The 25,730-nt window shown below is 67.6% G+C and carries 9 protein-coding genes; 2 read left to right on the top strand and 7 right to left on the bottom strand.

The window, feature by feature from the left end:
* Positions 1-65: 65 nt before the first annotated feature.
* The 5 genes from ON33_RS19660 to ON33_RS41380 all read right to left on the bottom strand — a co-directional run bounded on the left by ON33_RS19660 (position 66) and on the right by ON33_RS41380 (position 4,463).
* Positions 66-1,691 carry a carboxylesterase/lipase family protein gene (locus tag ON33_RS19660; protein ID WP_051152474.1) on the bottom strand — a complete coding sequence of 542 codons (1,626 nt, stop codon included), beginning with the start codon at positions 1,689-1,691 and terminating at the stop codon, positions 66-68.
* A gap of 109 nt (positions 1,692-1,800) precedes the next feature.
* Entirely contained in the window at positions 1,801-2,271 is a 471-nt protein-coding gene (locus tag ON33_RS19665; RefSeq protein WP_083869099.1) for a MarR family winged helix-turn-helix transcriptional regulator, read from the bottom strand.
* Between the two features lie 188 nt (positions 2,272-2,459).
* Positions 2,460-3,710, bottom strand: coding sequence for a type II toxin-antitoxin system HipA family toxin (locus ON33_RS19670; protein ID WP_040860338.1), 1,251 nt, complete (start codon positions 3,708-3,710; stop codon positions 2,460-2,462).
* Complete coding sequence (locus ON33_RS39095; RefSeq protein ID WP_083869100.1) at positions 3,707-4,024, bottom strand: helix-turn-helix domain-containing protein; 318 nt, start codon at positions 4,022-4,024, stop codon at positions 3,707-3,709. Before ON33_RS39095 ends, ON33_RS19670 begins: the two co-directional genes overlap by 4 nt.
* 262 nt (positions 4,025-4,286) lie before the next feature.
* Positions 4,287-4,463 carry a hypothetical protein gene (locus ON33_RS41380; RefSeq protein WP_157184611.1) on the bottom strand — a complete coding sequence of 59 codons (177 nt, stop codon included), beginning with the start codon at positions 4,461-4,463 and terminating at the stop codon, positions 4,287-4,289.
* Positions 4,464-4,521: 58 nt separating this feature from the next.
* On the opposite strand from ON33_RS41380, the gene ON33_RS19680 reads away from it, so the two are divergent.
* On the top strand, positions 4,522-5,334 hold the full coding sequence (locus ON33_RS19680; RefSeq protein ID WP_157184612.1) for an MmyB family transcriptional regulator: 813 nt from the start codon (positions 4,522-4,524) through the stop codon (positions 5,332-5,334).
* Positions 5,335-5,661: 327 nt separating this feature from the next.
* Entirely contained in the window at positions 5,662-7,137 is a 1,476-nt protein-coding gene (locus tag ON33_RS19685; RefSeq protein WP_373281047.1) for a glycoside hydrolase family 5 protein, read from the top strand.
* A gap of 409 nt (positions 7,138-7,546) precedes the next feature.
* Here ON33_RS19685 and ON33_RS19690 read toward each other — a convergent pair whose 3' ends face one another.
* A complete protein-coding gene (locus tag ON33_RS19690) occupies positions 7,547-8,233 on the bottom strand; it encodes a DUF6875 domain-containing protein (RefSeq protein WP_051152475.1) in 687 nt (228 codons plus the stop codon).
* Entirely contained in the window at positions 8,230-25,473 is a 17,244-nt protein-coding gene (locus ON33_RS19695; RefSeq protein ID WP_245550618.1) for a non-ribosomal peptide synthetase, read from the bottom strand. Before ON33_RS19695 ends, ON33_RS19690 begins: the two co-directional genes overlap by 4 nt.
* Positions 25,474-25,730 lie beyond the last annotated feature (257 nt).

The raw sequence follows: 25,730 nt of genomic DNA on the forward strand, positions 1-25,730 counted from the left end.
AGGCACCTGTGCAATCCGTGCCGCTGGGGCGGGCGTGCACGACGACTGTGCGATCGGCCTCTCCGCTATCCAATGTGGTCGATATCCGACCATAGGTCGCAGCGGTGTTGTCGGGAGAACGAGTCGCCGAGTGTGACGTGGTCACTGCCCATTTCGAGCGTGGCGTCCGATGCGTCAGATGGCCAGGGCGCGAAGGCGGGTATCTCGGGGTTGCCGGTGTGCGCGAACTGTGCCCAGCTCTGCTGGATGCGCCGAGACAGCAGGTCGGCGGCCGGCGGCAGCGGAATGTTCACCCCCATCAGCGCGGAGAAGACATACGGGACCTCCGCACCGTGGAAGGCTCCTGGCAGCAATGGATTCCATCCCAGCGGCGCCTCGTTGAACTGGTATTGCCACACCCGCGCACCACCGCGACGCGCCGCCTCTGTGGTGAACAACGCCGGGCATGCGAAGAACCCGTCCGTGATCACCTGCGCCTTAGCTGCAGCGGGGGAAACGAAGTCGGACAGAGGATACCGGGCGAGGATTCGAGCACTGTCGCCATTGAACAAGGTCTGCGCCCAGGGCGCGTAGTCGGCGGCGGTGGGCGTGACACCGCGCGCGTAGTCGAGCAGCGCGATGAAGGTCGCGCCTTCTCCGGCGTTGCTGCCGACGATCAGAGGGACACCCTCGTCCGCGCCGTTCGTCAGGGCGTCTTCTGGACTGGCTGTTACGACGACCCCGTCTCTGACGGGGCTCCATACGACGTCCATCGTGTTCAATGTCGTTGTCGGGGAGCCCAGTAGCTTATCGACGGGCAGCTCCCGCAGGCATCGCAGCCGAGTCGCTGGGTCATCGCAGCCGATGCTGGAGGCGTAGTCGGCTGATCGCTGATAAGCGATCTCCTTGGTGGGTGGGGCCAGCGGACTGCGAGCGCAGGAACCGCTTTCGATGATGGCTTTGGTGTAGAGACCGCGCGCTGAGGGCGAGGCGAGCTGTGTGCACACGCTCATACCGCCGGCGGATTCGCCGAATAGGGTCACGTTACCCGGATCTCCTCCGAAGGCAGCCGCGTTGTCTCGGATCCAGCGCAGCGCGGCTTGCTGATCGAGAGTGCCGTAAGTGCCGGTGATTGCACCGTTGTCGGCAGCCAGTTCGGGCAGCGCGAGAAATCCGAAGGGTCCCACGCGATAGTTCGGGATGGCGACGATGACCTGTCCCTCACGGACAAGTCGAGCGGGAGAGTCGTATTGGGCATTGGATCCCAGAACGAACGCGCCGCCGTATAGCCACACCATGACGGGCAGGGTGGCGCCGGCGGCGTGCTCGGGGACGTACAGGTCGATGGTCAGGCAGTCTTCGCTCGATGGTTGCAGCGCAGGAATGTTGGGCAGTGGAGGCGATTGCGGGCATTGCGGGCTGTGGGTGGCCGCCGAGCGAATGCCGGTCCATGGTGGCGTCGGCCGCGGGGGCGCGAACCGGTCGGCGCCCGCTGTCGACGCCGCGAACGGAACTCCGAGATATTCCTGTATGCCGTCGGCATGGATGCCGCGGATGGCGCCCGTAGCGACGGTGGCGATCAGGTCCGCAGGGGCGTCGCCGGGTGCTGCGCCTACCGGTGCCGACGCGATGATGAGGCTGATCACCGCTACTATCGAGAACGACCACGCCATGCGCCGGCGGTGCCTGGAGGCGTCGGTCGCGATCCGCATGTGTAACTCCCACGTGCAATGTACTTTTGAAACAAAAGTACTCTAAACGACCGATAGCGCAGAAGAGCGGCTTTTCGGTCGAGATCGCCGAACATCCACTGCGCGTTGATTATTCGCTCAAGGCCACCAGCAAGCGTTGCAGCGCGGGGAGCGCGGCCTGCAGCGCGCGCCGATCAGCGCCAGGTAGCCCGCTCAGGGTTTCGCGCAGCACGGCGGCGCTGGCCCGGTCATATCGATCGAGAAGCTGCCGCGCCCGCGTCGACGCCACAAGTAGCGCCCCGCGCCCGTCCGACGGCAGAGGGCGGCGCTCGATGAGGCCGGCCGCCGTCATGGCCCGAATGAGGTTACTGATGGTGGACTGTGCCACTTTGAGTTCCGCGGCCGCTCGACTCGGAGCGAGGCCGCCCTTCGCGACCAGGAGTCGCAGCAGCTCGATCTGGGCTTCCGGCAGGTCGGGCAGCCCCTCCGCGGTGCGCGTCCGCCGCAGGACCGCCCGCCGCAGCGGACCGAGGAGGGTACTGAGCTGCGCCTCGAGCGGGGTCGTCGCCGTCGATTCGGGCCGGCCGGTGCGGGTGTCCACGCACTCATTCTGCCTCTGCGATGCACGGCCATCCGCGCGGTTACTTTTGCCGCAAAGCTAAATCCGCAGCAGTCGCTTTCGTGCTCGCAGCAGCGACAATCGCTGTACCACGATCCGCGTCCAAGCCTGCCTTATGACCTTCCGGATACCGGAACGCCGTCCAGCCGTGCACCGTGGCACAGAAGGGTTCAGACAGGGCGAAGTTCGCCGCTGCGGGTGGTGATCAACGTGGCCAGGCGGCGGGTGTCCTTGTCGTCGAAGCCGATGGTGGCGAGTCGGTCAGCCCAGGGTTCAGCGGCGGTGGTGATACGGATGAGGCTGCGGTCGATGGCTCGTTTGGTGACGCCGAGTCGAGCGGCCGCTTCGGCCCACCAGCGGTAGGTCAGTTTGGTGTCGCGGCCGTAGAGCTGCAGCGCCATTGGGTCGTTCCAACTCAGATACGGTTGGGTGCTGAGCAGGTCATAAGCGGGTGTGGGCTCCCAGATGCCTTGCTGGTTGCGGCGGATCGACAGATTCTTGCCATGAAGGTCGCCATTGCCGATGAGGTAGCTGAACGCGGCGATTTCGAGCAGTTGCAGAACCGCAAGGGGGCGTGAGCCTCTGCCTTCGGCGACGGCGTCGGCGAGTACAGTGATGGCTTCCTGCAGGGTGATTCGGTATTTGGCGGCAGGGTAGCGACCCAGGACCTGACAGGCGTCTTCTTGGGCGAGCCGAGCGACTGCGCCCTGTTCGACGACACGGTCGAACCGGTCGACGAACAGCGCCGCACGGCCGTACCGGTCGATGGCGAGGTGGTGAGCGGGGACGCGGATCCCGCAGGCTCGAGCCATGTCGAGGAAAAAACTCTCGTTCTCGACCAGCAGCGGATACTCGGACGGATTGAGTTTGAGGATGGCTGGACCAGATGTCGTGGACACCGGAGTCGAGATCATCTCAGCCGAGACTTTGACCTGCACGCCGGGCAGTGCGCTCCGGTCGAGTTCGTCGGCGTCGGCGGAGGTGGCGCGGTCGAACAGAGAGGTGAAGTCGGCTGTCGCAGTTTCGGTTTGGTCGAACAGGGGTGACGGGTCGACACGTTCACTGCCTGCGGGCAGGACCTGGACGTCACCGATGGTGTCGCCACCGACCATCAGAAGGATGCTGAAGTGATCGTCTTCGCTGGTTCGTGCCGCGCGGGTGACCGCGGTCAAGCGAAGCCCCTCAGGCAGCAAGCCGGCGAAGAATGGTGGTACAGACCCTGCGGTTGTCCGGAAGTGCCCGCGCTGCTTGGGCAGCGTGAACGCGATCGGCGGGCTCATCGGGTCGGCGAGGTAATCAGTCAGGTACGTGAAAACGGTGTCGTCGCGATCGCGGCGCAGGTGGCCGGCGAGGCGCCCCGCCTTGTACACGTCCGCCTCGTCGATTGTCCGCACCTGACCGAGGTCGGCGTGGGCGGTCATCGGACCCCGGATTCGTCGACGCGAAGTTCGACAGCAAGAGAGTCACCGCCGCCTGTGAGGGCGCGGGCGTCGGTGGGGGTGAGGCTGACGAGGGTCAGGCCGAGCGCGTCGAGAATGCGGAGTGTGATCGCGAGGGTGGGTGAGGTGTGTCCTGCTTCGAGGGTCCGAATGGACGACACACCGACGTCGGCGAGGTCGGCCAGGTCCGATTGAGTAAGTCCGAGCACTCGGCGGCGCTGAGCGAGGGAGGCTCCGAATGCGGTGAGCGGTCCATCGGTCCGCCTCACTCGTTCCCGAGGTCCGGAGCGCTTCATACCTACCCTATCGTTGCCATAACACTGTTAGTTGTGTCGCGAGGACTGACCGACTGGCTATCACACGCTTTAAGCGTGCTATCGCAACGATAGACTGTCTTCGCGCAAAACAACAGGCCGCCACACCTTCCAATCATCGCTATCACAACGATTAACGTCCACTCGAAGCAGCGCGAGACGCCCGGGCCCCGGGCGTCCGGCTACACCCTCCACCGCGACGACCAGCAACTTCCATTCAGCGGCCGGTTGGCATGCCTTCCCGTCAACGCCCTGCGGAGCGCTCCGGCACCTCGCCGGGGACGCCGAGCAGTTCGCAGATCACCGACATGAGGGGGACGGCGAAGCGGTCGAGCAGAACCCCGACTTCGCCACGGCGGGAAGCCAAGTCGGCGCGCAGGGCGTCGGCGAGTTCGGCGATCCGCGGTGAGAGTTCCGCCATCCTGCCGGTATATACATTCCCGTTGCATGCAGTGCCCCGAGAGGATCCTCCGAGAGTGGTGAACGAACCCACGAAACCATCGCTGGGACAGCAGCTTACGTTCCTGCGCAAGCGTGAGGAGGACCATCGGCACGAGACCGGCGCGCTGCCCGCGGCGCGGAAGCTCAGCAGGGAGAAGGCGGCGGCCGAAGCGCATATCACCGCCAGCTATCTGACCAAGGTCGAGCGCGACGAGGTCGGGCAGGTCGATGTCGGGATCCTGCGGGTGCTGGCGACGACCTATCACGCCAGCGATGACGAGTGGCGCTATATCTGCGATCTGGCCGGCTACGCCTCGCCCTACCCGTCCATCGCCGGGATCGGCCCGGAACTGGAGATCCCGCCGTTCGAGGTGTTCGAGACCGCGGTGACGCCGATCATGGATACCGAAATGGCCGAGGCGGCAACCGATCTCGTGTCCTTCTACGCGCCGCAGCGCCGATTGATCACGGCGAACCCGGCCTACTACGACACCTTCCCCACCCATCGGCCGGGGATGTACATGCTCGAGTGGTCGTTCACCGACGAGGCCCGGGAGATCATGATCAACTGGTCCGAGCAGGCCGGGATCGGCGTCGCCACCCATCGGGGTTTCATGGGGCGCTACGGGCACACCGTGTGGGCCAGGGAATATCACGAACGGCTGGAGCGGTTCCCCGACTTCCGGCGGATGTGGGAAGCCGGGGCCGTGACCTACACGCTGCCTCTGGATATGCAGTCGCGCCTGCGGGTTCGGGGCGGGCGGTACACGCTGACCATGGAGAACTGGCAGATGCAACACCAGCTGCCGATCGTGCGGTCCCGGGGCCGGCTTCATCCCCTGGACACCTGACTGGATGCTCTGCTTTCCGAGCACCATCCGATTCGCCTCGGAGATGACGTCGCGCCTACATCCGGCTGGTGCCGGCCCGCGGCGGCGGCAAAACCCAGAAGTGAGCCGGTGTGGAATTCGAGCATTCGCTCACTCCGGAAAACGCTAGAGCACAACGGAAGACAACTTCAATCCTATTTCGGGGTGCATTGACAACGCCGTCTTGTCAATCCGCTCGGAACTGCTGTTTCCCCTCGGACCCGATGGGCCACTAGGTTTTCCGTGCACACCCGAGCACCACCGGGAGAAATCTCCGCGGTTTCGCCCACCGAGAGGTTGGACATGTTATTGCGAGGCCGAGTCCTGGCCCCCGCCGCCGCTGCGGCACTCCTGTTCACCGGTATCACGGCCCAGGATGCGCCGGAGGCGAGCGCGGAATCGAGTGGCTGGACCCTGCCTCAGCTCACCGTCACGAACGGCGCCATCGCCGATGTCACCGGGCGCACGGTGCTGCTGCGCGGCACAAACGTCAACCAGCTCAACGACTACGCGCAGAACGATCCCGCGCTGCCGGCCGTCGCACCGCTCGACCGCACCGACTTCGCGCAGATGGCGGCGCTCGGCTTCAATGTGGTCCGGCTCAATCTGGCCTGGTCCGCGCTCGAGCCCACCCCGGGCGCGTTCGATCAGACCTACGTGGCCCGCATCCACACCGCCGTCGACGACGCCAAGGCCAACGGCATCTACACCGTGCTGGACATGCACCAGGACGCCTGGGGCAAGGCCGTCGGCACGCCCAAGGGCCAGGGTTGCCCGCCCTTCATGAAGCCCGGCATCGGCTGGGACGGCGCGCCGGCCTGGGCAACCCTCACCGACGGCTGGACCACCTGCAACTTCGGCGGCGTCCGCGAGACCGCGCCCGCCGTGGCCCGCTCCTTCCAGAACTTCTACGACGACACCCAGGGCATCCAGGGCCATCTGGTCGACACCTGGGCGAAGCTGGCCGCCGAGTTCAAGGACGAGCCCGCCATCGCGGGCTACGACCTGATCAATGAGCCCAATCCCGGTCTGCGCGACCCATTCTCGGCCGCCGACCAGCTCGGCAAGTACTACCAGCGGGTCATCGCCGCCATCCGGCAGGCCGAGCGCGGCAGCCTCCCGCACTTGGCCATCTTCGAGCCCAGCGCGATCTGGTCGGCCATCGGCATCGACGCCACGCCACCGGCGCACTACATCACCGATCCGCTGGCGGTGTTCTCGCCGCACCTGTACAGCGAGTCCATCAATATCGTGAACGCCTTCCCGTCGATCGAGCTGGGCTTCAAGTTCGCCCTCGATGCCGCCGCCAAGTACAAGGCGCCGGTGTGGAGCGGCGAGTGGGGCTGGTTCGGGGACCCGAATTCCGATGCGGCCAAGGTGGATCGGTTCGTCGACCAGCTCAATGCCAACCGCATGGGCGGCGGGTGGTGGTCGTGGACGCAGGCGTGCGGCGACCCGCACACGGTGCGCGACGGCAATACGAACAAACCGCAGGGCAATCTGAACCGCATCTCCTGCCCCTCGGGCGCATCGCTCGGCCAGGCCGCCGGATTCGCCCGGCCATTGGCCCGCGCCTACCCGCGTTCCGCCCCCGGCGCCCTGACCGCGGTCAGCGCGACCGGATTCACCGGCACCGGCACCGGCCGCGTCGAGGCCTGGTACCCCGGCGCAGCGCGGCCGAATGTGCAGTCCACCAATGTTTCCGACCTCACCCTCACCCAGGTGGAGGGCGGCTGGCAGCTGACCGGGAACACCGTCGGCTCCTACTCGATCAAGCAGTCCTGAGGACTCGAAAGACCCTCTCCCCCACAGTAAGTAGGTCGTCCACGTCTCCACGCGAGACCCGCCGGGCCGATACGGCGGCCCTCGCGCTCGCCGAAATGATCGCGCTCGGCGCGGCCCTGGGCTCGACGCCCGCCACGCCGCGAGCGCGGCGTCGGTGGCGGGCGGATTCGGCGGCGCGGACAACCGGGGCCAGCCGAACCGCTCCGCGGCCCGGCGTTGGAGCGTGGCGCACCGCTCATGAATCGGCTCTGGTCCGCTCGTTCGTCCCGCGGAGCTGAAGAAGCTGCTGTCGACGGGTTCGTCGGCCCCCAAGCACTGGTCCGGATCGAACGGCGGGTACCGGACCGAGCCTGCGACCCCGGCCGGAACCGCCTCTCGGAGTATCGAAAACCCTTGGTAGTCCAGCTCGTCACCGACCGTCGGGGCCGGGTTCGTCCGGTGCGTCGGGTCTCCGGACGAGTCGGTCGGACATGGCGGTGGCGATGAACTTGGGGATGGCGGGGGCGAAGATCTTGAGATAGAAGTCCATCCAGTCCTGGCGGGCGTTGAGGAATGGGAAATCGGTGGCGGCCATGTAGCGGATGGCGAGCATGGGCAGGGGCGCGTCGAGGGCGGGGAAGGACGGGTTGTGCAGGCCCGCGACGGTGCAGCCCGGGTAGAACTGTCCGAGCATCAGGCCCTGTTCGACGAACTTGGTCTTCTGGTCGTGCTGAACGGCATCGATGTCCGCGTATTCGGTGAGGTCGGGGAAGACCGCGATGACGGCCTTGAGTTTGGAATCGGGTCCGTCCCGCGGTGGCAGGGCGGGAAACAGGTCGTACAGGTCGGCGACTGTCGCGCTGATGCGCCCGCGGTCGATATCGCGGCCCGGAATGAAAGCGGCCCACAGGGATCGCAGCGCGATGGCGTGGCTGGTGTAGGGGCACACCTGGCCGGGCCGGCCCAGGTCGGGGTGGGAGTGACACAGGTATTCGACCATCCACCGGCGCAATTCGGCGACACGAGGGTGTACGCCGTTGCCGGCTGCCACATCAGGGTCGAACAGATTGGCTGGTTCGACGCCGGAACGTATTCCGACGATTCGGTCGGTGTTCATGATCGGCTTGTCCTTGCTGGGGTTTGTGACTCCATGGGGGCGGTGCGGATGGACCGGAAGTGCTCGGTGAGGACGAGACCGATCACCCGGAGTGAATCCTGATCGGTCATCCGTTCGTGCTGAACGGGAATCCGGTGCTCGGCGATCTGCCCGGTGATGTGGTCGTTCCAGGCACGAGCAGGAGAAGACCCGTCGCTGTGGGGGTCGGCGGCGCTGAAGTAGATCAGATCACCGTCGAACAGTTCCGGCCGATGGTTCCAGGTGAGGTCGATCAGCCGCGTGTAGTCGCGCTGCAAGGTCACGAGATGCTCGGAGGTCACCTCGGCGAAGATTCCGCCTTGCCGGTGCAGCAATTCGGTGGCGGCCTCGACCGTCAGCTCGGGGTGGCCGTCCGGAACGGCGAAACCGCCGAACTCGGCGAGCATCGTCGCTATCGACGGTGCGGGACCTCGAACGCTGCCGGCGGTGACGACGCGGGTGTCCATCATGGCCAGGGTCGCGACGGACTCGCCATCACGGCGGAGTTGGACGGCCATGGCGTGCGCGATGGTGCCGCCGAGCGAGTAGCCGAGCAGATGATAGGGACCGTGCGGTTGGACGGACCGGATCTCCCGCACATAGCGGGCGGCGAGTTCGTCGAGGGTGTCGAATCGCACGGCGGGGTCGGACAGCGCGGGAGATTGCAGCCCTCGGACCGGACGGTCGGGATCGAGGTGCTGCACGAGACCGCTGTAACCCCAAGCCAATCCGATCGCCGGGTGAATACAGAACAGTGGCGTATCGGTTCCGGCGGCCCGCAGCGGCAGCATGACGGCGAGCGCCTCGTCGAGATCCCGTCCGCCGACATCCTGCCCGGCGAGGCGGCTCTCGATGCGGCGGGCCAGCGCTTGCGGCGTCGGGTCGGTGAACAGCCACTGCAGGGGCACGGCGACACCGGTGGACTCCGCGAGCCGCGCCACCAGCTGGGTGGCGGTCAGCGAGTCGCCGCCGAGAGCGAAGAAGCCGTCGTCGACTCCGATCCGCTCGATGTCCAGGGTTCGGCCGAAAGCCGCGCAGACGGTGGCCTCGAGCGGGGTCGACGGCGCCCGGAATCGGGACCGACCGCGCAGATCGGGTACGGGCAGGGCGTGACGATCGAGTTTGCCAGTGGCAGTGAGGGGTATCCGGTCGAGCGTCACGATTGTCGTGGGAATCATGTGGGTGGGCAGTCGGGTAGCGAGGTGCCTGGTCAGCGCCGTGTCATCCGGTGTGGTGTGCGGGGTGGGCACCACATAGCCGGTGAGCTGGTCGATACCGTCGGGCCGGGTGTGAACGGCGACAGCGGCCCGGGAGACATCGGGGTGGCCGCACAGGGCGGTCTCGATATCGCCGGGTTCGATGCGATGGCCGTTGACCTCGAGCTGCAGATCGCTCCGGCCCTGGTATCGCAGTCTCCGATCGCCGGTCCAGGTGACCAGGTCGCCCGTGCGATACATACGGGTTCCATTCGGCCCGTACGGGTTTGGGATGAATCGGGCCGCAGTGAGCGTGGGCTGCCCGTGGTAGCCGCGGGCGAGGCCCGGTCCGGACAGATACAGTTCGCCGGCCGCCCCGGGCGGGACCGGGCGCAGCCTGTCGTCGAGCACGACCGCGGAGAACCCGCGGGCTGGGCCGCCGATCGGCGGCGGACCGTCCGCGGTCACGGTCAGGGGGATGTCGCGGCAGCTCTGGATGGTGGTCTCGGTGGTCCCGTACGCGTTGATCAGCGTGCGGCCCGGGGCCCATCGGGTCGCCAGCTCCGGCGAGCAGGTCTCACCGCCGAGGAGCAGGGTCTGGAGGGTGTCGAGTCCGTCGGGTCGCAGCGATGCGAGCACGGTCGGGGTGAAGGCCGCGTGGGTGACATGCGCGGTCTCGATCACCTCGGCCAGTTCGGCGCCGGCGACCACGCGCTCCGGTGCGAGCACCAGGGTGGCTCCGGCCGCAGTGGCACTGAGCCATTCGAGGATCGACACGTCGAAGGTCGGCGAGGCCGCGGCCAGCATTCGAGAGGACACGGTGAGGCCGAACCGCTCCCGCGCCTCGGCGGCCAGATTCGCGATCCCGGTATGGGTGACCACGACCCCCTTGGGGACACCGGTCGAGCCCGAGGTGTAGATCAGGTAGGCGGGATGCTCCGGCATGAGCGGGGCCGTGCGCTCGACGTCGTCGATCGTGGTGGCGCGCGCCGATACCGCCCGCGCGGCGAACTCGGGGCCGTCGAGAGTGAGCCACGTGGTGGCCGCCGGCAGCCGGTCTCGATAGGTCTCGGCGGTCAAGCCCGCGATGGCGCCGGCATCGGCGAGAATGGCGCTGATCCGGTCCTCGGGCTGGGTGGGGTCGATCTGAACGAACGCGGCGCCGGTCTTGGCCACCGCCCAGACCGCGGTCATGGCGTCGATGGAGCGCGGTAATGCCAAGGCCACCAACGATTCCGGGCCTGCTCCGGCGGCGATCAGTACTCGCGCCCACCGGTTCGAGGTCTCGTCGAGCTCGCGGTAGGACACACTTTCGCCGTCACAGATCAGCGCTTCCGTATCGGACTTCGCCGCGGCCGCCAGCACTTTCGGCAATGTCGATGTCGGCACGCTGGGCTCGCCGCGAACGGGGACCAGGGTGGCCAGCTCGTCCGGCGACAACAGCTGGACCTGCTGGAGCAAGCGATCGATGTCATCGGTGATGGCGTCGAGCACACGCAGCACCCGGCCGGCGAAGGCGTCGATCTCCTGCTGTGTGAACTGTTCGGGCAGGTATTCGAAGATCAGCTCCAGCCGGGTGTCGGCGTGGACGATCAGGCCGAGCGGGTAGTGCGCGGCGTCGCGGCCCTGCACGTCGAGGACATGCATCCCGGCGATGTCGGTGTCCGCCGACAAACCGGCCGCGTCGACCGGGTAGGACTCGAAGACGGTCACGGTGTCGAACATCGCGCCGGACCCGGCCAGCTGCTGGATGCGGGCGAGTCCGAGGTGGTTGTGGTCCAGCAACGCGGCTTGCTCGGTTTGGATTCGCCGGAGCAGCTGAGCGAGGCTTTCGCCGTGGTCGAGCCGGACCCGGACGGGCACGGTGTTGACGAACAGGCCGATCATCGATTCGATGCCGGGGAGCTGCGGGGGGCGTCCGGAGACGGTGGCGCCGAAGACCACGTCGTCGCGCGCGGTCACGCCCGCGAGCACGATCGCCCAGGCGGCTTGCACGACGGTGTTGAGGGTGCTCTCCTGCTGGTGAGCCACCGCCACCAGGGCCGCGGTGCGGTCTTCGCTCAGCCGCACCCGGACTTCACGAGCGGCGGCGGTGCGCAGGCGGCCGCGGTCCACACGCCCGAGCAGAGTTGGCTCGGTGACACCCGCGAGGGCTCGTGCCCACGCCGCTTCGGCCGCCTCCCGATCCTGGGCTCGCAGCCACACCAGGTAGTCGCGATAGGGATGCACCGGGGCCAGCGCGCCGGGGTCGCTGTCGCCGGCGTAGAGGATCAGCAGTTCCCGGATCAGCAGCGGGGTGGACCAGCCGTCGATCAGAATGTGATGCATGCTCAGCAGCAGCGTGTACCGCTGCGGGGAGGTCCTGATCAGTGTCAGTCGCAGCAGCGGCGCCACCGTCATGTCGAAGTGCCGGTCGGCATCCATCAGGTGCTCGAGTGCGGCCGCGGCGTCGGCGTCCGCCGCGAGGTCGATCCGGGTGAACGGTACGTCGACCCGGCGGTGCACGACCTGGACCGGCTCGCCGGAACCGTTCTGCACGAACGCGGTCCGCAGGTTGGGGTGCCGTCCGACGAGAGTCTGTGCGGCACTTCGTAACCGGTCCGCGTCGACGCGCCCGCTGAGTTCCATCCGAAGTTGCACGATGTAGTCGTCGCGGATGCTGTCGGCGAGCTGGGCGTGGAACAACAGCCCCGCCTGGAGCGGCGTGAGCGACCAGATGTCCTCCAGCTCCGGGTACCGGGCCTCGAGCCGGTCGATCGTGGCCTGGTCGAGGTCGACGAGTCCGAGATCGGAGGGCGTCAGCCCGCCCGAGCGGGGCCGGGACGCGTGGGCGGCGAGCGCCGTCACCGCGTCGCGCCACATTTGCGCGAGGTCGGTGACCTCGGCGGCGGTGATCAGGCCGGCCGGGTAGTCCCAGGCCGCGGTCAGGACAGGTCCATCCGGCGTGTTCTCGGTGGCCGCGTTGATGCCCAGCAGGGCTGCCGCGGAGGCGTCGGGCGGCTGGGCGCCGCCCGCGGCCTCGCCGCCGGCGGGCATCCACCCGGTGACGCGCAACGCGTCGGGAATCGTGTCGAAGCGCCCGAGATAGTTGAAACTCACCTGTGGGTCGGGCAGCGCGCCCAGGATGCGGGAGGCATCGGTGTCGAGGTAGCGCAGCAGCCCGTAGCCGATCCCGTGGCCGGGGACCCGCCGGAGTTGTTCCTTGACCGATTTGACGACCGCCCCCGCGGCGACGCCGGCGCCGAACGCGTCGTCGATGTCGATATCGGACAGGTCGAGCCGCACCGGATAGGTGGTGGTGAACCATCCGACGGTGCGGGTGAGGTCGGCGCCGGGGAGGACCGTGTCGTCGCGCCCGTGGTTCTCGAGCGTGAGCAGCGTGTCGGTGACGGTGTCGCCGCGGCGCCGCCGCCACCGGGTCAGCGCCAGGGCGAGCCCGGCGATGAGGGCATCGTCCACATTGCCGTGGAACGCCCGGGGCAGGGTGGTGAGTACCGCGCGGGTCACCCCGGTGGACAGCGTCACCCGCACGGTGTCGACGGTTGCCTGCAGGTCCACGACCGGGTCGAGCGGGCGGATCCCGATCGGCGGGTCCGCGGTGGCGAGGGTGGAACGCCACCAGTCGAGTTCGTCGAGGTTCGCGGCAGCGGCGGCGAGCGCGTGCGCCCAGCGTCGCATCGACGTGCCGACGGGCATGAGCTGAGCCTGTTGCCCGGCACCCACCTGGGCTCCCGCGACAGCGAAGTCGGGAATGAGGATCCGCCACGACACTCCGTCCACCACCAGGTGGTGTGCGACGACCAGCAGCCGGCCCGGCCCGTCGGCGGGGTCGAACCAGACCAGCTGCAGCATGACTCCCGCGGCGGGGTCGAGCCGCTCGGCGGCCGCGTGTGCCTCCGCGTCGGCGATCGCGGCGAACGCACTGCTGTCCGGTGCCGCATCCACCGGCACGTGCCGGATCATTCCGGCGGCGGATACCCCGATCGGCTGCACCTGCATCGCCCAGCCCGAGGGGTGCGCGGGGTCCGGGTGCAGCCGGGCCCGCAGCATGTCGTGATGGTCGATCACCGCTTGCACGGTCGCCGCGAGGGCGGTCTGCTCGATGCCGGTGGGCAGCGTGAGCATCACCCACTGGCAGAAGCGGTCGAATCCGCCGCGCTCGAACATCCAGCACATGATCGGCGTCAGCGGCATCGGCCCTACCCCGCCGCCGGGCAGTTCCGCCGGAAGGGCGGGCGTGGCGGCACTGTCGCGGATCGCGATCTGAGCCAGTCCGGCAACCGTTCTGCGCTCGAACACGTCACGCACGGACAGCACCAGACCCGCCACCTTGGCTCGCGTCACCAACTGGATCGACATGATGCTGTCGCCGCCCAGGGCGAAGAACGAGTCGTCGAGCCCGATCGTGTCGACGCCCAGTACCTCGGCGAACAGTCCCGCGAGCGTCGTCTCCGTGTCGGTGACCGGTGCCCGGAATTCGGCTCGGCCCGTGCCGAAGTCGGGCTCGGGCAGCGCGAGGCGGTCGATCTTGCCCGTCTCCGTGGTCGGAAGCGTGTCGAGCACCGTCACAGTCACCGGCACCATGTGCGGAGCCAATCGCTGCCCGGCGAACGCGAGAACCGTCGCGGGGTCGAGGTCGGCGCCGGGTTCGGGCACCACGTACGCGATCAGCCGATCGCCGGCGGCGGTGCCGCGGTGCACGGCCGCGACCGCGCGGGCCACGCCCGGGCAGGCCAGCAGGCCCGCTTCGACCTCGCCGAGCTCGATGCGGAAGCCGCGGATCTTGACCTGGAAGTCCGTCCGGCCGACATAGTCGAGGGTCAGACCGCCCTCCGGTGCGCGCAGCCACCGCACCAGGTCTCCGGTCCGATACATGCGCCGTCCGCGGTCCGCGAAGGGATCGGCGACGAACCGCGACGCCGTGAGATCCGTCCGGTTGCGATAGCCGCGAGCCAGTCCCGGACCGGTGAGGTACAGCTCGCCGACGACTCCGAGCGGCACCGGACGCAACCACGCGTCGAGCACGACCTCGCCGACGCCGCGGATCGGTCCGCCGATCGTCGCCGGTTCGCCCGGCACCATCGGCGCACCGGCATCGGTCTGGATCGTGGCCTCCGCCGGACCGTAGGTGTTGAACAGTTTCCGGCCCGGCGCCCACTGTGACACCAGTCGTGGTGGGGGCGCCTCGCCACCGATCACCACCGTGGCGAGCTCCCGCAGACCGGCCGGGTCGACCGTGCCCAAGGCCGTGGGAGTCAGCGCGGCATGCGTCACCGAGTTCCGCGAAATGATCTGCGCCAGTTCGATTCCGCCGAGGACGGCCGGCGGCGCGATCACCAGACGCCCGCCCGACGCGAACGCCCAGAGCAGTTCCAGGACCGCCGCGTCGAAACTGGGCGACGCGGCATGCAGCACCCGCGCGGCCGGCCCGAGGCCGAACCGGGAGCACTGCTCGGTCACCAGGTTCGCCAGCCCCCGGTGCGAGACCACCACGCCCTTCGGCACACCTGTCGAGCCGGACGTGTAGATCACGTACATCGCCTGATCGACCCGGACCGGTCGAATGCGCTCGGCATCGGTCACCGGAGCGGCCGGCGATCCCGCCGCCTCCGCCGCGACCGCGGGCTCGTCGAGGACCAGCCACCGCACCGATCCGGGCAGTCGATTCCTCCACTCCGACAGGGTGATTCCGGTCGTGACGCCCGAATCGGTGAGCATGTGCTGGATCCGGTCCCCCGGATTACGCGGATCCACCGGGACGAATGCCGCCCCCGACTTCGCCACCGCCCACACTGCGAGCACCGACTCGTAGCAGCGCGGCAATCCGATCGCGACACTCGTCTCCGGCCCGGCGCCCGAACCGATCAGCAAGCGCGCCAGCCGATTCGACTCCGCGTCCAGCTCGCCGTAGGTCCACTGCCGGTCCCCGCACACCACCGCCACCGCTTCCGGATCCCGTGCGACCGTCGCCGCGAACAGCTCCGGCAGCGTCCGCTCCGGCACCGCGGGGTCACCGGATACCGGCGCAAGCTCGCGGTATTCGTCCGGCGAGAGCAGCTCCAGCCGGGCCAGCGGCAGATCCGGGTCGGTCGCGAGGTCGTCCAGTACGGCCAGGATCCGTCGCAGGGTCGCGGCGACGGTGTCGTGGTCGAAGAACTCTGGCAGGTACTTGATCTCGAGGTGCAGTCGCGAGTCGACCCGGCCGACCACGCCCAGCGGATAGTGGGCCGCGTCGGCACCGCTCACGTCGACCAGCCGCAGGCCGGCGATGTCGGTGTCCGCGGTCAATCCGTGGCGGTCGACCGGGAAGGACTCGAACACCGTCATCGTGTCGAATACCGCTCCCGGCCCGGCCGCCCGCTCGATGTCGGCCAGACCGATGAACTGGTGATCGAGCAGTGCGGCCTGCTCGGCCTGGATCCGGTCGAGCAGTTGCCCGAGGGTCTCGGTGGCGTCGAGCCGGACGCGCACGGGCACCGTGTTGATGAACAGCCCGACCATCGATTCGATACCCGCGATCTGCGGGTTCCGTCCGGACACCACGGCGCCGAACGTCACATCGTCGCGGGATGTCAGCGCGCCCAGCACGATCGCCCAGGCCGCCTGGATCATGGTGTTGAGCGTGATGCCGCGGGACCGTGCGCGGCCGGTCAGGGCGGCAGTCCGCGCCTCGGTGAGTTCGCCCGAAGCCGTACGGGATTCGGTGTAGCGACGGCGAGGATCGGCCGCCGCCACCAGGGTCGGCTCGTCGGCGCCGTCGAACGCACGGGCCCAGGCGTCGAGCGAGGCGGCCGGGTCCTGCCGGGCGACCCAGGTCAGGAAGTCGCGGTAGGGGCGCACCGGCGGCAGTACCGTGGCGTCACAGTCGGTGGCGTACAGCACCAGCAGCTCCCGCAGGAGCAGCGGCGTCGACCAGCCGTCGAGCAGCAGGTGATGATTGGTCAGCACCAGCCGGTACTGCTCGGGCCCGGTGGTGACCAGCATCCAGCGGAGTAGCGGCGCATGAGCCGGGTCGAATCGGGTGGCGCGGTCGGTGGCCATGAGCAGCGTCCACTCGCGTTCGCGGGCACTGTCTTCCAGCTCGGACAGGTCCAGCTCCGTCCACGGCGCCTCGGCGTCGTCGTCGACCACCTGCATCGGTCCGGCGTCGGCGTCGGTGACGAACGCGGAGCGCAGATTCGCGTGCCGGTCGAGGAGCACCTGCGCGGCCCGGCGCAATCGCCCTGGATCGACCGTGCCGCGCAGCTCGAGAACCAGCTGCGTGATGTAGGCGTCCACCGACTGCTCGGACACCAGCGCATGGAACAGCAATCCCGCCTGCAGCGGGGCCAGGGGCCAGACGTCGCTCAGAGCCGGATACCGGTCTTCGAGTCGTTCGATCTCGGATTGTCCGAGCCCGGTCACCGTCAGATCCGACGGCGTCCGTCCCCCGCTCCCGGGACGGCGGACGTGCGTCGCGAGCGCGGTCAGCACCGAACGCCACGACTCCGCGACCTCGCGCACCGTATCGGCGGTGAGGACCCCCGTGGGATACGACCAGATCGCTTGCAGCCGAGGACCGTTCGCGTCGTCCACGACGAGGGCATCGATGTCGAGCGCCGACGGCGCCGGCAGGTCCGGAGGCCGGGTGCCGGCGAGCTCTGCCGCACCCGCCGGAATCGCCTCGGCGCCACGGTAGTTGAACGCGATCTGCGGCGGAGCGGTGGCGAGGATCGGTCCGGCGTGCTCGTCGAGATACCGCAGCAGGCCATAGCCGATCCCGTGGTCCGGGACGGCGAGGAGTTGTTCCTTGACGGACTTCACCGCTGCCCCCAGCGCCGGCCCGCCCGCGTACGCGTCGTCGAGATCGATGCCCGCCAGATCCAGGCGCATCGGGAAACTCGTGGCGAACCAGCCGACCGTCCGTGCCGGATCCGCGCCCGGGACAACGCCTTCCGCACGGCCGTTCCCTTCGAGACGAATCGTCACGTCCGCGGGTGGCCCCGCGGCGGCCGCTGCGTCGTGCGTGCGCCACCACCTCGCGACCGTTACCGCCAAGGCGGCCAGCAGCCCGTCCTCCACGCTGCCGTGGAACGCCGCGGGCACCGTGGTCAGCAGCGCCTCGGTCACCTCGGGGTCCATGTCGACCCGGACCGTGCGGGTGGTCGCGACCACGTCGACCGCGGGGTCGAGGGGGCGTGCTCCGATCATCGGATCGTCCCCCGCGGTCATCGCGCGCCACAGGTCGAGTTCGGCGGCGCGCTCCGGGCGCTGGGCCGCCTCGACCAGCCCGTGCGCCCAGCTGCGCATGGACGTCCCGGTCGGGGCGGGATCGGGTGGCTCACCGGCGGCGGTCCGCGTCCACGCGGCCGTGAGATCCGGCAGCAACACCCGCCAGGAGACACGATCGATCGCCGAACGATGCACCATTATCAAGACCGTGCCCGGCTGTGCCGTGCGCACCGGGTCGAACCAGACCACCTGCGTCACGATCCCGGCTCCCGGATCGAGCCGGTCCGCGGCGGCATCCAGTTCGGCCGCCACCGACGCACGGAACTCGTCGGACCCCGGCTCCGCCTCCATCGGCACCCGCACGAGTACGTCCTCGGCGTGAATCGTCCCGGCCGGCAGCACCTCCCACGTCCACTGCCCGTCGGTGCGCGGGCGCAGTCGCGCGCGCAACATGTCGTGGCGATCGAGCAACGTCTGCACGGCGTCGGCGGGCTGCGAACGGCCGATACCCGCCGGCAGATCCAGCATCATCGCCTGCGCGTAACGGTCGCACGCCGACCCCGCCCGTTCCAGCAACTCTCGCATGATCGGCGTCAGCGGTAGCGGGCCCACGCCCGCGCCGGGCAGCTCCGCCGGAACTGACGCCACCGCAGTGCCCTCGTAGTTGGCGACCTGGGCGAGTCCGGCAACCGTTTTGCGTTCGAACACGTCGCGTGGGGAGAACACCACGCCCGCTGCCCTGGCCCGATTCACCAGCTGGATCGACATGATGCTGTCTCCGCCGAGGGCGAAGAAGGAGTCGTCGATACCGACGGAATCGATATGGAGCACACCGGCAAAGGTCTCGGCGATCAGCTGCTCGACCGGTGTCCGGGGCGCGCGGTAGGGCTCGCTGTCGGCGAAGACCGGTCGGGGCAACGCCTTTCGATCGAGCTTGCCGGCCGGTGTCAACGGGATGCGGTCCAGCACCACGATCGAGGACGGCACCATATAGGAGGGCACTCGATCTCCGAGATACTCGACCAGCGTCGCGGTGTCGATCGAACAGCCAGGCGCGGCAACGACATACGAGACCAGCGACTGGGCTCCCGACTCGGCGCGATAGCCGATCGTGGCGGCCTGACCGACACTCGCGTGCGCCGCCAGCGCCGAATCGATCTCCCCCAGCTCGATACGAAGGCCCCGGATCTTGACCTGGAAATCGGACCGGCCCAGATACTCGACCACCCCACCGGCCGTCCACCGGACCACATCACCGGTCCGATACATGCGCTCACCCGGCAACCATGGGCACGCTACGAAACGCTCCGCCGTCAAACCCGCCCGGCGCAGATACCCACGCGCCAAAAGTCCACCGGCGAGGTACAACTCACCCGCCACACCGACCGGGACCGGCTGCAACCGCTGATCCAGCACCCACGCCCGGGCGCCCGGCATCGGACCACCGATGGCGACCGGCTCCCCCGCCACCAGCCGGTAACTCACCAGCGCGACGATAGTGGTCTCGGTGGGCCCGTAGTCGTTCACCAGCTGACGATTCCGGCTCCACCGCTCGACCAGTTCAGCGCCACAGTGCTCGCCACCGACGATGAGATGCCCCAGATCCGGTAGCGGCCAGCGCATGTGGTCGATCGTGGACAGGACGGAGGGGGTGAACAGGGCGTGGCTGACGTGTTCGCGGTCGAGGAGTTCGGCGAGTTCGTCGCCGCCCACGGCGTCGCCGGGTGCGACGACAATCGTCGCGCCCGAACTCAACGGCAACAGCAGCTCCAGTACCGCGACATCGAAGCTCGGCGAAGCGAGATGCAGTATGCGGCTGTGATTTTCGATGCTCAAGGACGCGCGACGTTCGGTGGTGGAGTTGTTCAGTCCTCGGTGAGTGACCGCGACACCCTTGGGCAGCCCGGTCGAACCGGAGGTGTAGATGACATAGGCGATATCGTCGATATGCAACGGACGCACCCGATCACCATCGGTGACCGGCCGATCATCGCCCTCATCGAGGAAATCCGCTGTCAGCCACTCGATGCCATCGGGTAGCCGCGCGCGAGCGGATGCCACGGTCAGGCCGACCGCCGCCTTCGAATCGGCCAGTATGTGACTGATGCGTTCGACCGGATTGTTCGGGTCGATAGGCAGGAAGGCGGCCCCCGACTTGGCCACCGCCCACACCGCCAGCACCGAATCCACGGAACGCGGCATACCGATCGCGACGATGTCCTCCGGACCCAAGCCGCGCCGAACAAGCTGCCGAGCCCACCGGTTCGAAAGCTCGTCCACCTCCCGGTAGCTCAACTCCCGCTCCCCGGCCACGATCGCCGTCCCGTCGGGATCCAATCCGACTGCGGCGGAGAACAATTCGGGCATGGTCACCGGCGCGGCCGGAGATGCACCGTGCCGGTCGAGCAGGTCGGCCCGCTCGGCGGGCTCGAGGACCTCGATCGCCCCGACCTGGACCGCTGGATCGGCGGCCACCGATTCGAGTATCCGAATCCATCGCCGGTTGAGGGAATCGATCGTCGCGGCGTCGAACAAATCCGTGGCGAAGGTGACCGCCACGGTCATATCGCCGCTGCCGTGGTCCTGCGCGAGGATGTACTGCAGGTCGAAGCGGGACACGGTGTTGGGGAGCTCGACCATCGACAGTTCGAGATCGGGCAGTTCGAGCTTCACCGGCTCCAGGTTCTGGAAGGCCAGCATCACCTGGAACAGCGGATGGCGAGCCTGGGATCGGTGCGTGACCAGCTGATCGACCACTTGCTCGAACGGAACATCGGCATGGTCGAACGCATCCAGATCGACCTGCCGCACCCGGCCGAGCAGATCGGCGAACGACTTTCCGGGATGGATCTCGGTCCGCAGCACCAACGTGTTGACGAACATCCCGACCATTTCGTCGAGCGCCGCCACACCACGCCCCGCGACCGGCGTACCGACCGGGATATCACCGGACCCGCTCATCCTTGCGAGCAGCACCGCCAGCGCACCGTGAATCACCATGAACAGCGTGGAATCATGCTGCCGCGCCACCTCTTCCAACGCGCGAACCAACGCCGCATCCACCGAGAAATTCACCGTCGCACCCCGATTCGACATCACCGCCGGCCGCGGCCTGTCGAACGGCAGACGAAGCTCCTCGGGAACTCCGTCCAAGGTTTCCGTCCAATATCGAATCTGCTGGGCGCACAGCGATTCCGGGTCGTCCGGCAAGCCGAGGGTGGCCCGCTGCCACAGGGCATAGTCCGCGTACTGGACGGGCAGCGGTTTCCACGACGGGGCCACACCGCGCATCCGGGCGGCATAGGCCATCGTCACGTCACGAGCCAGTGGCGCCAGGGAGAAGCCGTCCGCGGCGATGTGATGCACCACGACGGCCAGCACGTGCTCCGGTTCCTCCGCATCGGCCACGCGGAACAGCCGGGCGCGCACCGGCACCCGGGTGCTCACATCGAAGCCCTCGGTGACGAATTCGGTGATCGCCGGTACCAATCGGTCCCGGGGGACCGTCGCGAGACCGGGTTCTCGATCCACCTGGTCGACGGATTCGATCACCTGGATCAGCGTGCCGTCGTGATCCGGGTACCGCGTTCGCAGTGATTCGTGCCTGGCCAGCACGTCGATCAGGGCCAGCCGCAGAGCATCGACGTTCAGTTCGCCACGCAGCCGCAGGGCGATCGGCATGTTGTAGGCCCCGGAGCCGGTGTCGTACTGGTTGAAGAACCACATACGTTGTTGCGCGGGCGCCAATGGCACGAGGTCGGGACGCGGACCGGCGACCAGTGGCGGGCGCGGCCGCCGGCCCGGCGCGGCCTCCCGCTCGATCCGGGTGGCCAGTTCCGCGGTGGTGGCCGTATCGAACAACAACCGCACCGGAATATCGGCATTCAGCGCGGCCGCGAGGCGTGCCGCGACCCGGGTCGCGACCAAGCTGTCCGCGCCGAGCGCGAAGAAGGAGTCGTCGATACCGACGGAGTCGATGTGCAGCACATCGGCGAGCGTCTCCGCGATGAGATGCTCGATCGGCGTCCGGGGTGCCCGGTACGGCTTGCTGTCGGTGAACACCGGTTCGGGCAACGCCTTTCGATCGAGCTTGCCCGACGCCGTCAGAGGAATCCGGGCGAGTTCCACGATCGAGGACGGAACCATGTAGGGCGGCACCCGATCGGCGAGGTGCTCGGCCAGTAGTGCGGTGTCGATCGAATATCCGGGCGCGGCAACGACATACGAGACCAGCGACTGGGCTCCCGACTCGGCGCGATGGCCGATCGTGGCGGCATAACCGACACTCGCGTGACCCGTGAGCACGGAATCGATCTCGCCGAGCTCGATCCGAAGACCGCGGATCTTGACCTGGAAGTCGGACCGGCCGAGATGCTGGATCGCACCGTCGGGCGTCCACCGGACCACATCGCCGGTCCGATACATGCGCTCACCCGGCAACCACGGACACGCCACGAACCGCTCCGCGGTCAAACCTGCCCGGCGGTGATACCCACGAGCCAAAAGACCCCCGCCGATATACAACTCACCCGCCACGCCGGCCGGCAGCGGCTGCAATCGCTGGTCGAGTATCCAGGCCGAGGCACCGCGGATCGGATGGCCGATCGTGACCAGCTCCCCCGGGGCCACAGAGGTCAGCGTGACCGTGATCGTGGCCTCGGTGGGCCCGTAGGTGTCGAACAGTTCATGATTGCCACTCCACCGTTCGACCAAATCGGCGCCGAGGTCTTCGCCACCAACGAGCAGATGCCCCAAATCCGGTAATGGCCAACGGGTGTGGTCTATGGTCGACAGCGCCGAGGGCGTGATACCCGCATGGCTGACGTGTTCGCGATCCAGCAGTTCGGCGAGTTCGTCACCGCCGAAGCTGTCGGCGGGCGCGACAACCATCGTCGCACCCGAGCAGAGCGGCAACAGCAGTTCCAGGACCGAGACATCGAAGCTCGGTGACGCCAGATGGAGTGTGCGGGAACCGGTTCCGATGCTGAGGACGTCCCGGTGCGTGATGGCGCAGTTGTTCAGTCCCCGATGGGTGACCGCGACGCCCTTGGGCAGCCCGGTCGAACCGGAGGTGTAGATGACATAGGCGATATCGTCGATACGCAACGGACGCACCCGATCACCATCGGTGACCGGCCGATCGTCGCCCTCATCGAGGAAATCCGCTGTCAGCCACTCGATCTCATCGGGCAACCGCGCACGAACGGACGTCACCGTCAAACCGACCGCCGCCCTGGAATCTGTCACCATATGGGCGATGCGCTCGACCGGATTGCTCGGATCGACCGGCAGGAAAGCAGCCCCCGACTTGGCCACCGCCCACGCCCCCAGCACCGAATCCACGGAACGCGGCATACCGATCGCGACCACATCCTCCGGACCGATACCGCGCTCGATCAGCTTCCGAGCCCACCGGTTCGAACGCTCGTCCACCTCCCGGTAGCTCAACTCCCGCCCGCCGGCCACGATCGCCACCGCATCGGGATCCGCCGCGACCGCGGTAGCCAGCAGCTCGGGCAGAGTGATCGGTGCCGCCGCGGCCGCACCGTGACGCGCCAGCAGATCGGCCCGCTCAGCGGGCTCGAGCACCTCGATCGCCCCGACCGGAACTGTCGGATCCGCAACCACCGACTCCATAATCCGGACCCACCGACGAGTAAGAGAGTCGATCGTCGCGGCATCGAACAAATCCGTGGCGAAGGTGACCACTACGGTCATGCCGCCACCGTTGTCTGCCGACAGGACGAATTGCAGGTCGGCGCAGGATATTTCACTGGCGCTGCAGATCGCCGGCGTTTCGACGTCGAGTAGTTCCGGTGCGACAGGTTCCGGATTCTCCAATGCCAGCATCACTTGATACAGGGAGTGCCGCGACCTGGATAGCTGGTCCGCCACTTGCCGGAAAGGGACATCGGCACGGTCGAACGCATCCAGGTCGACCTGCCGCACCCGGCCGAGCAAATCGGCGAACGACTCCCCCGGATCGATCTCGGTCCGCAATACCAACGTATTCGAGAACTTCCCGATCGCACTGCCGACCGGTGTGCCGACCGGAATATCGGTGCCACCACTCATTCGGGCGAGCAACACCGCCAATGCGCCGTGAACCACCGTGAACAACGAGGAATCATGCCGCCGCGCACAATCCTTCAACCCCCGAACCAGCCCCGCATCCAGTGAAAAACCCGCAGTCGCACCTCGATTCGAGGTCACCACGGGCCGTGGCCGGTCGAGCGGCAGTCGAAGCTCGTCGGGAAGATCCGCGAGGGTGTCCCGCCAGAACGCCAAGTTCGCACGGCGGCGGCGGATCTCGGCGCCGTCGGCGGCGCTGGCGGGGTGAACCTGTCCGAGTTCGGTGTCCGAAGCGGCGGCCGCGAATTCGTCGACGAATTCCGCGAATCCTTCGCAGTGCGCCGACAGTTCGACTTCAGTATAGAGATTGGGATTGGCCATGAACTGGAGGAGCGTCCGCGGCGGATCCCCGGTCGGATACACGTCGACCAGCACATCCTCGACCGGGCCGGAGCTGAGGATATGGAATTCCCCGGTCACCGAACCGAATTGGAGCTTCTGGTCGAAAAGCATGACATTCACGACCGGACCCGCGAAACGGCGTTGTGCGCCATGGCTCCCGGTGGCGGCACGAATGTCGGTGAGGCCGCAGCGCTGATGCCGCAGCGCACCCACCAGATCGGACTGCACCCGCAGCGCCAGCGTCGCGACGGTGTCCCGCGGCTCGAGGACGATCGGAAGCGGTGCCACATTGACGAACACCCCCGCCGATCGCCGCAGCACGGCGGTCGTGCGACCCGACATCGGAATATTGACCAGGACGTCGTCGCGGCCGGTCTTCCGGGCCAGGTAGCAGCCGAAGGCGGCGATCACCAGCGCGGCCGGACTCGCTCCCATCGCCTTCGCCGACCGATCGATCCGCCCCATCGTCGCCGCGGACAGTTCGGTGATCGCGACGACACTGTCCGCGCGCGCGGGCGCGCTCCCGGCTGCCAGGCTGGACTCCTCGCCGACGCCGTCGAGTTTGTCCGCCCAATAGGCCTGGTCGTCGATGAACCGCTTCGACTCCCGGTAGCTGCGGTCTGCCTCGTACAGGGCGCGGATGTCGGCCGGCCGGTTGGGCTCTGCGGTACGACCCTGCACCGCCGCGGTGTACAGCTCCGCGATCCGGTTGACGATCATCATCGCGCCGTAGCCGTCCAACGCGACGTGATGACTCCTGCAGTACAGCAGATAATGCTGATCCTCGACCTGCAGGATCGCCGTGGCGACCAACAGGTCCCGGGTCATATCCAATGGCGTCGTGTACTCCCGGCGCATCCACTCCAGGCCGGCCGCGACAGGATCCGGTGCACCACGGAAGTCGATCATCGATGCCGCCATCTCGAGCGATGGCTCGTACAGCTGATACGGCACACCGTCGGTCTCTACCAGTCGCAGATACCCTGACTGGAATTCGTGGCCGGCCCGAATCGCCGCCTTGCGCAGCAGATCGAGGTCGAAGTAGCCGTGGAACCCGACATACTGTGCCTCGGAGATCGGCACATCCGGACTCAATTTCTGAGCGAGCCACAATCCCTGCTGCCCGGCGGAGAGCGGTATCGGTGCTGTAGGTGACGCGCCCGGCTCGGCATTTCCGCTCGACGCTCGTCCGGGGTCGGGCTGCGGTCGCGGTGCAGTCATATTTCCCTCTAACCCTGACCACGCATTATTTGCGCAAAATTTCCTGCAAACCCCGACCGCGGCAAGTATAAGCCGCGCGGTACGTTGGTGTACACCGCCGCCCGCTGGGATGGTTTCCATATCCACAAGGGGTTTCTGCCCATCTTCTGGATACGATGAGCAATGCGTTGTGGATTCCCTCGAAGGCGTCACGGGGAAACACCGATACCGCCGTACTGCAACGATTCGGCGACTTCTTACCTTCGATTCGACGACTACCCCTCTTCCCATCCCGCATTTGCGTCGGCCAACTCTCGAAATCAATCCGGACCGATGCGATTGCTACACATTTGCCTGAAGAAATGCCGTCGAAAAGTAATGAGGACGACGCTCCCTCC

It is taken from the genome of Nocardia niigatensis NBRC 100131, assembly GCF_000308655.1.
Lineage (GTDB): Bacteria > Actinomycetota > Actinomycetes > Mycobacteriales > Mycobacteriaceae > Nocardia > Nocardia niigatensis.